Annotated in this window: 12 protein-coding genes; 7 read left to right on the top strand and 5 right to left on the bottom strand. The window is 34.3% G+C overall.

The genetic code is table 11. The features are described 5' to 3' along the window. Positions 1 to 21: 21 nt before the first annotated feature. Positions 22 to 1,323: a P-loop NTPase gene (locus K345_RS19620; RefSeq protein ID WP_053228045.1), complete on the top strand. Its 1,302-nt coding sequence runs from the start codon at positions 22 to 24 to the stop codon at positions 1,321 to 1,323. A 14-nt stretch (positions 1,324 to 1,337) separates the two neighbouring features. Here K345_RS19620 and K345_RS0103985 read toward each other — a convergent pair whose 3' ends face one another. Next, positions 1,338 to 2,330 carry a histone deacetylase family protein gene (locus tag K345_RS0103985; protein ID WP_028973084.1) on the bottom strand — a complete coding sequence of 331 codons (993 nt, stop codon included), beginning with the start codon at positions 2,328 to 2,330 and terminating at the stop codon, positions 1,338 to 1,340. After that, complete coding sequence (locus K345_RS0103980; RefSeq protein WP_028973083.1) at positions 2,327 to 3,058, bottom strand: chorismate mutase family protein; 732 nt, start codon at positions 3,056 to 3,058, stop codon at positions 2,327 to 2,329. The genes K345_RS0103985 and K345_RS0103980 overlap by 4 nt, the downstream gene beginning before the upstream one ends. Before the next feature lie 95 nt (positions 3,059 to 3,153). On the opposite strand from K345_RS0103980, the gene K345_RS22125 reads away from it, so the two are divergent. Together K345_RS22125 and K345_RS19610 are read left to right on the top strand one after the other, a co-directional pair. After that, on the top strand, positions 3,154 to 3,720 hold the full coding sequence (locus K345_RS22125; protein ID WP_028973082.1) for a tetratricopeptide repeat protein: 567 nt from the start codon (positions 3,154 to 3,156) through the stop codon (positions 3,718 to 3,720). Positions 3,721 to 3,835: 115 nt separating this feature from the next. Beyond that, positions 3,836 to 4,861, top strand: a complete 1,026-nt coding sequence (locus K345_RS19610; RefSeq protein ID WP_053228044.1) for a peptidylprolyl isomerase — start codon at positions 3,836 to 3,838, stop codon at positions 4,859 to 4,861. A gap of 42 nt (positions 4,862 to 4,903) precedes the next feature. Here K345_RS19610 and K345_RS22120 read toward each other — a convergent pair whose 3' ends face one another. Both K345_RS22120 and mnmC2 read right to left on the bottom strand, forming a co-directional pair. Next, the gene (locus K345_RS22120; protein ID WP_028973081.1) at positions 4,904 to 5,629 is read right to left on the bottom strand and encodes a hypothetical protein; all 726 of its coding nucleotides are present in this window, start codon (positions 5,627 to 5,629) and stop codon (positions 4,904 to 4,906) included. An 88-nt stretch (positions 5,630 to 5,717) separates the two neighbouring features. Beyond that, positions 5,718 to 6,395: a tRNA (5-methylaminomethyl-2-thiouridine)(34)-methyltransferase MnmC2 gene (gene mnmC2 / locus K345_RS0103960; protein WP_028973080.1), complete on the bottom strand. Its 678-nt coding sequence runs from the start codon at positions 6,393 to 6,395 to the stop codon at positions 5,718 to 5,720. A 36-nt stretch (positions 6,396 to 6,431) separates the two neighbouring features. On the opposite strand from mnmC2, the gene K345_RS0103955 reads away from it, so the two are divergent. Continuing rightward, the gene (locus tag K345_RS0103955) at positions 6,432 to 6,950 is read left to right on the top strand and encodes a cyclic nucleotide-binding domain-containing protein (RefSeq protein WP_028973079.1); all 519 of its coding nucleotides are present in this window, start codon (positions 6,432 to 6,434) and stop codon (positions 6,948 to 6,950) included. A gap of 69 nt (positions 6,951 to 7,019) precedes the next feature. Next, a complete protein-coding gene (locus K345_RS0103950) occupies positions 7,020 to 8,651 on the top strand; it encodes an ABC-F family ATP-binding cassette domain-containing protein (RefSeq protein ID WP_028973078.1) in 1,632 nt (543 codons plus the stop codon). 62 nt (positions 8,652 to 8,713) lie between these two features. Here K345_RS0103950 and K345_RS0103945 read toward each other — a convergent pair whose 3' ends face one another. Then, entirely contained in the window at positions 8,714 to 9,364 is a 651-nt protein-coding gene (locus tag K345_RS0103945) for a redox-sensing transcriptional repressor Rex (RefSeq protein ID WP_037571217.1), read from the bottom strand. A 149-nt stretch (positions 9,365 to 9,513) separates the two neighbouring features. Between K345_RS0103945 and K345_RS0103940 the strand changes: the two genes are divergently transcribed. Then, the gene (locus K345_RS0103940) at positions 9,514 to 10,611 is read left to right on the top strand and encodes a class I SAM-dependent RNA methyltransferase (RefSeq protein WP_028973076.1); all 1,098 of its coding nucleotides are present in this window, start codon (positions 9,514 to 9,516) and stop codon (positions 10,609 to 10,611) included. Further along, positions 10,598 to 12,325 carry an outer membrane protein assembly factor BamB family protein gene (locus K345_RS0103935; protein ID WP_028973075.1) on the top strand — a complete coding sequence of 576 codons (1,728 nt, stop codon included), beginning with the start codon at positions 10,598 to 10,600 and terminating at the stop codon, positions 12,323 to 12,325. Before K345_RS0103940 ends, K345_RS0103935 begins: the two co-directional genes overlap by 14 nt. The last annotated feature ends 39 nt before the right edge of the window (positions 12,326 to 12,364 follow it).

Here is a 12,364-nt window from a genome sequence, read left to right as displayed (position 1 = left end):
TAATAATAATAGGGAGTACATATGGCAACTAAAGAAGATGTCTTACAAGCCTTATCTGTGATTATCGATCCCGATTTAAATAAAGATATTGTATCTCTTGGTTTCGTAAAAGAACTTGTGATCGATAAAGATATAGTTAGCTTTTCTGTAAATCTAACTACACCAGCTTGTCCCATGAAAAATCATTTTAAACAACAGGCAGAAGAGCTTGTTCTTGCTTTAGATGGAGTTAGTAAAGTACATGTTAACATGACAGCCCAAGGTTCCGTAAATGGTGGTAAATTAGAAGGGTTAGCCAAAGTAAATGCTATTATAGCTATTGCTTCTGCAAAAGGGGGCGTTGGGAAGTCTACTATTTCAGCTACTATTGCCAGTGAATTAGCTGATCAAGGATTCAAAGTGGGACTATTGGATGTCGATTTGTATGGTCCAAGTTTACCAACTTTATTTAATATCCATAATCCACAAATATACCAAAGAGAGAAATGGATTATGCCTATTGAAAAGGATGGCATGAAGTTTCTATCCTTTGGTTTTTTATTCGGTGATTCCCCTGCTATTATGAGAGGGCCCATGGTCTCTGGATATCTACAACAAATTTTGACACAAGTTGACTGGGGTGAATTAGATTACCTACTAATTGATATGCCTCCTGGTACTGGTGATATACAACTAACATTAAGTCAGACTTTGCAATTGGATGGTGCTGTTATTGTAACGACTCGTGCCAATCTGTCATTAGTTGATGTAACAAAAGGTATTCTTATGTTTGAGAAGGTAGGAGTTCCCATGTTAGGGGCTGTAGAAAATATGTCCTACTTTATTTGTGACAATTGTGATAAAAAGCATTATCTATTTGGCAACTCCAGGGTTAATCTCACAGAACGATTTGGTTTACCTTTATTGGCCGAAATCCCAATTGAGAACTCCAGAGGTGGGAGCTTTGACAATTATGATACGAATGAAACTAATCAAGATTTAGTTGAAACAATGATTCGTGAATTAGGTAAGAGAAGATATGAAAAAATCATACCTCCCACAGTCGAATTTTCTGAAGCGGAAGTTACTCTTAAATGGGAAGATGGTAGAATTTGGAATATACCTAACAAGATATTACGTGATTCCTGCGGTTGTGCTCTGTGTGTTGATGAGTACTCTGGGCAAAAGATCATTGATATAAACAGTATTCCTGACAGTATACACGGAAAATCATCAGTTCCATTGGGTAATTATGCCGTATCTATTACCTGGAGTGATGGCCACTCATCCAGTATCTATCCTTATTCAAAGTTAGAAGAGATATTCAATAATCTTAAAAACTGAACCTATTTATAGGTTCAGTTTTCTTTTTGATTGAGAAGCCAATCAAAAAATTGTGTATAAACCTGCCAGCTACTCTCACCATAACCACCTGCCATTAAGAAAGTCGCTGGTATATTGTTTTTCTGTAAGAACTTATGGACTAAAATATCTCGTTCTAATAATTGTTCTAGACTTAAATTCAAACATTGTGTAGACGGTAATTCATCCTTCTCATAGGGGTCAGATCCATCAACTACTAAAGCAATATCAGGCTTACCCATTGAAATTAATTTGTCCAGGGCTTCTTTTAGTAACTCATTATATTTACCTTCCTGACCAGAATGGATAGGTACATCAATATTACTTGGTATAAAAGCTGGATTATTTGGATAATTGTCTTTTGGTTCCAAAGGCCATCCTTCGGCCATGTGAACACTTAAAGTCGTAATACTATCATCTTGTGCTGTAATGGCTGCTGTTCCATCACCTTTATGGGCATCAACATCTATAATCCATGCAGTCTTAATGAAACCTTCTGCTTGTAATTTTCTAATTGCTGTCAGAATGTCATTAATGGCGCAAAAACCTGATCCGTGATCATAGTGTCCATGATGCATACCACCACCAAAATAAAATACAAACTTTTCTGTAAGTGATGAATGCGCTGCATGGTAAGTACCTGAAGCTACTCTCACAATTTCATCTAAAATACCAGGTAAATCCTTCTTCGCGTCATTAGGGTTATAGCGATTATAATTCCCTGATTCATCGATTAACTCATATACTTTTATAATTTCTTCTCTGGTGTTTGTCTCAAACAATCGTTGAATGTAATTATCTTCATGAACACGTAGAAAGTCTTCTTTTTTTAGATTAGTGCTTGGTTTATCAAGGAGTAATGGCTTGTTGAATAAAGAATGTTTACTAAGATAACTCCAGCTCTTGGAGACACGACTGTCTCTAACAGGAATCTCTATGCCATAATTCCACATTTCAACCCGAAGTTCTGGATGGTACAAAAATTTCATATTGACCTCTGTAATAGATAGATGATTTCCCCTTCTTTTGTAAGAGGTATAATTGTTTCTTCATATAATGTACGCATTAATTTAGGATCAACCAAATTACGTAAATTATTATCTACATCTTTTTGTATTTCTTTTGTTTTTGTTTCGATACGGTCCAGAATGGAATTCTCAACCTCTTGTCGGGTTAATAAAACTAACAATTCTTGTTTTTTAGATTGTTTTATTAACTCTTTGTATTTATCTGGAGCTTGTCTATATTTACTTTCTGCCACGTATAGTGATCCATAATGTATTCGTCGCATAATTGCCTGAAAAAGGGCAATATCATGTTCGACACTTGAACCATAATTACCATCATCTTTATCTTCACAAAATAGCCTAACAATATCCAAATATCTACTTTTTAGATCACTAGTTAGGTTTACAACATTTAGATTTTTGAGATCCAAAGGATTATGAGCATTAAATTCGCGTCTTGATTTAGGTAATCCATTAAAAAATGGTCGTTCTTCAGGAACAAGAAATCTGCCAAAAATTGAATCCATTTCCTCTTGATAACGTAATCTTAGATCGAACAAACTCTCATTTTGGTGAGGAGCAAAACCACTCTGTCCATCAGTATAGACACATAGGTTTAGAGGATACTGAACCCTATTAATAAGTTTATAAATGATTTCTTCTTCCAGACTTCTAAGTCTTGCAGCAATTTTATCCAAGTCTAACTTCATAGTTTACTATAGAAATCTTTTTATTTAACATCAATAGCTTTGATAGTATTGTATTTATTATTATTATATGAGTAAGCAATTAAAGGAGGTTTTCAATGATAGAGCTTAATTTTGCCAAGGAATTAATGTCAGCTAATAAAATGGAAGAGGCCATTCCTTTTCTTCAATCTATCTTATATGAAGAACCTGATAACATTGAAGTGCTTTCATTATTAGGAGTGGCATTCACTGAGTTAGAAGAAATAGAAAAAGCTTATAAGACTTTTCTTTATGTTATCAAGTTAGATCCTACTAATCCTATCAGTTTGGAAGGTTTAGGTGTTATTGAATACAAAAAAGAAAATTATACTGAGGCTCTTGATCATTTAAATACAGCGCTTGCTTTTGTTCCTGCCAGTTCTTCGGTTTTAAGAAATTTAGGTGTTGTGCATATTAAATTAGATAATTCTGATGTTGCGAAAAGAAACTTACAAAAATCACTTGAAATTGATCCAGAAGATTATAAAACCTCTTATGCTCTAGCCAGTGTATATGTAGAACAAGGTGAATATAAAGAAGCAGGAAGACTCCTTGAAGCTATAAAAGGTGATAATATTCCAGCATCATTTAGAATTATGGCAAAGAAACATCTTAGTAAATTAGAAAATGAAGGTATGATTTAAATGATCGTTTTGTAATACATTTATACTCCTGTTGTTTACTTATCTAGAATGATATGGCTCTTTACAATAGGTAGAGTAACTGTCAAGATACATGAAACATAAATAAGGAGTTAGAATGTTAAAAAAGCTAACAATTCTATTTTTTTGTTTGTCATTTATGATTACTTCTCTTTTTGCAGGTGGGCAAAAAGATACTGAAAGTGAAAAAATTACAGATGAAATGATGGAGCAAAGTACACAAATTAGTGTTAATAATGATGTTGTTGCTTCAGTTAATGATGTTGACATAACACAAACTGAATTCAATGATAAAATGGAGAGAATCAAGGCTTCCTATGCTCAAAAAGGTCAACAATTAAACGCTGATCAGATTAAGGAAGTTGAAAAACAGTTACTTGATTCTTTGATTAAACAAATTGTTTTAACTCAACAAGCAGATATTTTAGGAATAACAGCTGATCAGCAGACAATTGACGCTCAAATGCAGGGTTATGCCAGTCAGTTTGGATCTGATGAAGCCTTCGTTGCAGAATTGAATAAGCAGGGATACTCAAAAGAGGATCTACAAAAAGACATCGCTTCTGGAATCAGAATTAATCAATTAATACAGCAGGAAGTTGGATCAAAAATGGTTCAAATTACGGAAGACGAAGCTCGTAGCTACTACACCGCTAATCCGGAAGAGTTTACTCAGCCTGAGCAAGTTAGAGCGAGCCATATATTAATACAGGTTGCCTCTAACGCTTCTGATGATGAAAAGACAAAAGCATATAAAAAAGCTGAAGCCGTGTTAGAGAAAGTCAAAGAAGGTTTGGATTTTGGTGATTTAGCAAAAGAATATTCAGAAGGCCCTTCTGGACCAAATGGTGGTGATTTAAACTATTTTGGAAGAGGGCAGATGGTACCTGCTTTTGAAGAAGCAGCCTTTGCATTAGATGTTGGTGAAGTTTCAGATATAGTTGAAACTCAATTTGGCTATCATATCATCAAAGTATTTGATAAAAAAGCAGCTCAATTGATTCCATTTGATACCTATAAAGGTAAGATCATAGATGCTATGAATCAAAAGAAATACCAGGCTGCTTATGAAGACTATCTACAACAGTTAGAAGATAAGGCTTCTATAAGTAAGTATCTATAAACTAGATAAAAAAAGGCTTTTCTAATAAAGAAAAGCCTTTTTTTAAGCTGGGATGCCCTTTCTTATTTTACTCAGTAATATATCAAGTACTTTTTGTTGACTATCCTGCATTTCTTTTATTGCTAACTTACGTAATGGATCTTTTTCCTGTTCAAATAAGATTTCTCGTGCTTGTAATACCAATTGTAACTGTTTTCTTAGTTGCAGTGTGTATCTTCTTAGTGCCGTTTCATCTAGTAGGTCCAGGTTTGTCTTAAGTAAATCATTGATATCTGAACCATTATCTTCTGACTCAGCTTCTTCCTGATTAAAGGCAAAAGTTAGAAAAGGTTCCTCCTTTTGCTCTTCCGTTACTTTTATTTGTTCAGGATCCTTTATCTCTTCTACCTTTTCACTTTGAGCTTCTGTTTCTATTTGTTTTTCTTCGGGAACTTTAGCAGATAACCACTGCATTAATAGTTCATACTCAATGGACTCTTGATTCCCCTGAAAATCAAATTTAATATCCTTAAGTCTTTCACATATTGGACAATCATCCTTGTCACAGTAGTAGTTCATTGGGAATTGGTTTATAAATTTCATGAAAATAGGTAGAAATTTTTCTTTTTCTCCTGATTCAAGTTCATACTGTCCTTCAGAATAAGGAGTTCCCATCCTTACTGCTAATAAATACTTTTTCTCATCTGTATTAAGGATTTTTAATTTGTTAGATATACCTACTACATGTAGAATTTCTTTTGGTTTGAATCGGTCTATTAAAAAAGTCATGGAAGTCCTTTCGGTAGATGTAAAAATATGCAGAAAATGATTCTATACAAATCTCAAAATCATGGCAAGTTATGAATAGAGATTTTACTTATTTTATTCCATGGATCATGTGACGTTTTTTCCCATATCCCTTCAGTCTTTTAATTGTAAAACCTGCATCTCTTAGTTCTCTTTTAACTGTCCCTTTTGAGGTATAAGTAGCTATGGTCGTTCCCTCTAGGGATTTGTCATATATCATTGAATAGATGTTCTTATTCCACAAGGACGGATTTGATTCAGGATTAAAGCCATCCAAATACCAAGCATCACAAATATTGAATTTATTAATATTTTTTTGTGCTTCTCCAAAATATACTGTTAGCTTTACTCTTTCTTCCGGCCATTCCAGATGAATAGAAGTCTTTCCTTCAATATTCCACTGCTCAAGAAATAGTGCCACTATAGTATCTAGTTCCATCCAGTCTTCTAAAATTGAAGTTAAATCAGTTCTTTCGATAGGATTTAGTTCTACTGATTGATAGTGCAACTGAGAGGCATTAATGAAACCATTGCGAAAACGATCCCAGGTTGCTAAGAAATTCAATCCTGTTCCAAACCCTGTCTCTCCAATCGTTAGGGATTGATTAAAATTTCTGTTTTCTAATGAATTCCCACTAATGAACACGTATCTAGATTCTTCAAGACCTGTATCTTTATTATAATAAATGTCATCAAACTTCTTTGATCTTAAGTTTTTGTATGTATATTCTAAATCTTCATTCTTCACTTTGAAAAACTACATGATTTTATCTAAAATGAAAATATGAAAATAAAAGAAGAAAAAGATCAAATAGCTCTCTTAAAAAAAGTATTATGCTTTAAATACCTAGATGATAATGTACTAAGAAGCTTGAAAAGTGCAGGAGACTTCATAAAATATAAAGATTTAGAGGATATTGTTGTAGAACATGATGATAGCTTACACTTTTTTGCTGTCATGGAAGGAACTGTTACTGTTCATGTTAATAAGCAAGGACAAGGGGAGGTCTACATATCTTCTATTGGAAGCGGGGAAGTCTTTGGTGAAGCTGGGATTTTTTTGAAAATGAAGCGTACCGCTACAATTAGAAGTAGGGGTGAGTCTCTAATTTTTAAGATACACCGCCAGCAATTAATACAGTTTATTAATGCAAATGCCAGTAGCGGTGTGAAAGTTTTAATGATCGTAATCCATGGTTTGCTTAGAAAGCTAAGGGAGTCAAACCAAGAGTTGGCCTATGAACGCCGACTTGATGCGGAACAAAGTGAAATTGATAGTTTGGTTGAGGAGATTCTCAAGTAAGCATCCTTGACAATTCAGTCTTTAGTCTCTTAAATGTGTAGGAGATAGGAATAAAAAGAGGTTTATTAATTGATTACTGTATCAAATGTTACTTTGTCCTTTGGAGAAAGGACGCTCTTCAAAGATGTTAATATTAAATTTACTCCTGGTAACTGTTATGGTTTAATTGGTGCTAATGGTGCTGGTAAATCAACTTTTCTTAAAGTGTTATCAGGTGTTATCCCTTCTGATGAAGGTGATATCTTTATTGACAAAAACCAACGTATGGCTGTTCTGGAACAGGATCAGTTCAAATTTGATAATAGCCAAGTTCTTCATACTGTTATTATGGGGCACAAAAAGCTCTATGACATTATGATGGAAAAAGATGCTATTTATGAAAAAGAAGATTTTACTGAAGAAGATGGAATGAGAGCCAGTGAGTTAGAAGGTGAATTTGCTGAGCTTGGTGGATGGGAAGCGGAAGCAGAGGCCTCTGCTTTATTAGCTGGCCTTGGTATTGGTGATGATTTCCATGAAAAATTGATGAAAGATCTGGAAGGTGGAGAAAAGGTTCGTGTTCTATTGGCACAAGCTTTGTTTGGTAACCCAGATATTCTACTTCTTGATGAGCCTACTAACCACTTGGATATTGAATCTATTAAATGGCTTGAGGATTTTCTTAGTCGTTTCTCAAATACTGTTATAGTTGTTTCTCACGATAGGCATTTTTTGAATCAAGTGTGTACTCATATTGCAGATATTGATTATGCCGCAGTGAACTTGTATGTAGGAAATTATGATTTTTGGTATGAGGCTAGTCAGCTAGTATCTAAACAAAAAAGAGATGAAAAGAGAAAAACTGAGGAAAAGGCTGCTGAACTAAAGGCCTTTATTCAGAGATTTGCCTCTAATGCTTCTAAAGCAAAACAAGCCACAAGTCGAAAAAAACAGTTAGATAAACTGGATCTAACTGATTTACCACATTCTTCTAGAAGATTCCCTTACATTGCGTTTAAACCTGAGCGTGAATGTGGAAGAAGTGTATTATCGGTAAAAGGTTTGGACTTGGAAGTTGATGGTGTTAAATATTTTGATAACTATGACTTCCAGTTAGAGCAAGGTGATAAAGTTGCTTTTTTAGGTGATGGTAATATAAAAACTGCTTTTTTTGATGTCATTTCTGGTGAGGTTGTTCCCCAGAATGGTGATATCGAATGGGGTGTGACGATTAGTCATAGTTACTTACCAAAAGAGAATAGTAAGTATTTCAGTGAAGATATAAATCTTATTGATTGGTTACGGCAATTTTCTGAAGAACAGGATGAGACATATATTCGTGGATTTTTAGGAAGAATGTTATTTTCTGGTGAAGATGCTCTTAAAAAGGTTACTGTTCTCTCAGGTGGAGAAAAAGTACGTTGTATGTTAAGCAAGACTATGCTGGCAAATTCTAATGTCCTCATCCTGGATGAACCTACTAACCACTTAGATTTGGAAAGCATCACAAGTTTGAATAATGGCCTCATTGATTTTAAGGAAGTATTGCTTTTTACAAGTCATGACCATCAGTTTATTGAAACTGTTGCTAATAGGATTGTTGAATTTACTCCAAGTGGTATTATCGATAGAAGAATGAAATTCGAAGAATATCTTAGTAACAAGGATGTTACAGAATTACGTCATGAATATTATAAGGGTCATCAAAGACTTAGTTTGTAAGAATACAAAAGGCTGTTGCAAAATTGATATGTGCAACAGCCTTTTTGCTTTAGTCAAAAAGGTTATAAACCGCTTGTTACTGATAAGACTGCATATCCACTGGAAAGGTCTTCCCTTCGAACAGTAACATTCTCTGGAACACGTAAACGAACATTAGTAAAGTTCCACAATGCTGTGATCCCAAGTGATACTAGCCTTTCAGCAGCTTCTTGTGCATATCGATTGGGAACCGTTAAAACAGCAATTTTAATGTCTTTTCCCGAGACTTCCTCTTCCAGTTTATCCATACTGTATACTTGGACACCGTTAATGATTTTACCAATTTTATCTGTGTTTGTATCAAAAGCTCCTACAAAATTTAATCCATTTTTGGGGAAGGCTTTATATCCAAGTAACGCTGAACCTAAGTTTCCTGGACCGATAAGAATGGCATCATGAACAATATTCCATCGTAGAAAGTTTTCTAGAGCATCTATCAATTCAAGCACTACATATCCAACGCGAGGTTTACCAACAATACCAGTCACAGATAAATCTTTACGTACTTGAATAGGTTCGAGACCTAATTCTCTGGCAATAACAGTACCAGATACCACCTCAATATCTTCTTTAGCCATTAATCTAACTACATGTAGATAGGAAGGTAATCTTCTAATTGTAGGGGAACTAGCCAATCCTCGATCTACCTCTTTCCATTTATCAAAACCGGTCATTTATTATCCTTTAAAAATGATGAGTATAGGTCCAGTAATTATATAATTTTTTATTGAATATAGCAAGATTTTAATTATGATCAACATTTTGGATGAGAGATTGAAATCTGCATATATTTAAAACTATATTACTGATATACTAAATCTGTATGACAGTTAATATAGAAAAAATAATAAACAATGGCAATGGATTAGGTTTTGTAGATGGACAAGCCGTTTTTGTTCCCTATTCTGTTCCTGGTGATATCTTAGAAATTAATATAGTTGAAGATAAGAAAAACTATATGGTTGGAAACATCGTTAAAATTGTAGAGCCAAGTAAGGCTCGAATAGAGGCTCCATGTCCTTATTACATGAAATGTGGTGGCTGTAATCTACAACATATTGCCCCACAAAAACGTATAGACTTCCTTAAAGAAATGTTGATAGAGCTCTATCAAAGAAATGGTGGATTCTCTCCGGATATTCAATGGATAGAAGCTGATACAAATTGGGAATATAGAAATCGTGTTCAACTACATAGTAACAAGGGACACTTAGGATATATGTCAGGCTCTAGCCATACTGTTATACCTATTGAATCCTGTGCCGTGTTGATTCCTGTATTAAATAAACTCTTCAAAGATAGTTACCAGCATGTGGGAAGAAAAAATTACTTTGGTATCGATAACAAAGTTTATCAAGAAGAGGAAAAGGTTAATATCAATATTCTGGGTAAAGAGATTCAATTCCCCAATAAAGGTTTTTTTCAATCGAATATCACAGAAATAACAAAAGTCTTAAAATATATTAGATCTATAGCAAAGGGAAAAACTTTTTATGATTTATATGGGGGCGTTGGGACTTTTAGTACAGTACTTGAAGAGCAATTCAATAATTTTGTTGTTGTCGAATCTTATAAAGAGATAAAGGCCTATGCCAATAATAACATAAAAGGATCTAAAAAAATATTTACAACCCGGATTGAACATTGGTTAAAGAAGTTTAATGGTGCATTTGGCTCAGATGATTGGGTTATGGTTGATCCTCCGAGAACAGGTTTAGATAAAAGTGTTCGAAAGTTCTTTATTGAAAAGAAACCAGCAAACCTTATTTACTTATCATGCAATCCTGCTACACATGCAAGAGACATGGCTGAATTACTACAAAATGGATATAAACTGGATGTCTTACAAGTTTATGATTTTAATCCTCAAACAGCTCACTTGGAATGTCTATCTGTTTTAAAAAGAGATGAAACGACATAGGTTTTTAATTTTTTTCTTATTACTTAATTCGTTTGCTTTTTCTCAAGCTAATCACACGCCTTTATGGCGTGTTGTCACTGGTGGTAGAATATTAAGCCAACCAGTAATTGGCCCAGAAGGAAATGTTTATACTATTAGTGAAGATAGAAAATTGTATTCGGTCTCTCCTCAAGGGGAAATGAGGTGGCAGTTTGCTTCAAAAGACCCTTGGTCTGAAACGATAGCTCTTACTTCAGATAATAAAATTATTATTTCGAATACTAAAGGATTACTTTATTTATTGGATTTAAATGGAAATATTATCTGGACCTATAAATTATCATCCCCTCTCAGGGGAGATATTTTAGTCTCTCCGGCAGGACAGATTTGGATTACAACCATAGAAGATTCTATAATTGTTATATCTCCTAATGGACAACTATCTTTTAGTATCCAACTTCCAAATAAGCCTAGCATCTCACCTGTTATGGATTATGATGGTACGATGTATATCTCTCTGAACAATAAACAGCTCTTAAGCCTAAATAGTTGGGGAAAGAGGCGTTGGAGTATTACAATACCAGGAATTACAACTTCATTGGTTATTGGAAATAAAGGTATTCTCTATCTTGGGACAGATCAGGGAAGTCTCACAGCTATAGGAAAGGGGGGGGAGATTTTATGGTCACATAAAATCTCAGATAACAATCTGCCTCTAAAACAATTGTTCATATCAATGAATAATCAATTGATAAGTTTGGATCAATCAGGAGAAATATCTGTTTTGTCTTCAAAGGGGAATATTATAAAGAAGACAAGTTTAATGTCTGATGTGTCTGGTTATGGTAGCTTATCAGATTCGGGCATATTATACATTCCCACTTCAGATTACCAAATTAAGGCCATATCATTAGATGGCGTTATATTATGGACTTATTTATCAGATAGACCATTTCAAAGTGTTATGACGACTCCTGGTCCTATCATAGTCGCAGGAGGTTCTGATTGGATTCTCTATGCATTTAAGGGAGAGCCTAGCACTTTTACCTCATGGAGTGTCTTGCGAAGTGATAGTTCCAATACAGGTTTGAGTCATAGAAATGGTTTCTTTACTTATTATGATGAATATTTTAAAGATAACCCTCAATACCAATATTATAAAAAACTAATTCATAGCACAGGTGATACGGGAAAATGGCAAGTATTGTCGTATATCGAAGAAACATTACAGGATCCAGAATGGATCCAGAAAATGCCCTATGCAACGTCCTTGCTTATAGATATTGCTAGAGAAGGGCTAATAAATCCTAATTATCATAAGAAAAGAATTGATAATGATTTTCCATTAACACGGGGAAAAGCTTATGAATTATTAGGGGTAATAGGAAATATAGGATGTCGGGATTACTTAATCGATGCCTTAAATCATGAATACGATACATCGGCTATTGTTAGTTGTATCAACGCCTTGGGATCTATTGGTCATGATTATGATGGTGGGATTTCACGTTCCATCTCACAGGCCATAAAGAGAAACACAGAAAATGATCAAATTGCTCAAAGTGGGATTCAAGCTTTTCGACAGATAGTAGCCTATAATGGGCGTCCAACAGATTCTATGATGCTTGATTCCTTAGCAAACTTATTTCAGGGGCCCTATTTACCGCATACGAGAGCACTTGCTTTAAGTCTTTTTGAAGAAATCAAAAAAAATAATCTTAATGTATTCAATTAGCTTTTGCCTTATAATAATTATTGGGAGTTAGTTATTTCT

It is taken from the genome of Spirochaeta cellobiosiphila DSM 17781 (genome assembly GCF_000426705.1).
GTDB lineage: Bacteria > Spirochaetota > Spirochaetia > DSM-17781 > DSM-17781 > Spirochaeta_E > Spirochaeta_E cellobiosiphila.
The sequence above is the reverse complement of the archived record's forward strand: the minus strand, read 5'-3'. Positions and strand labels throughout refer to the sequence as shown.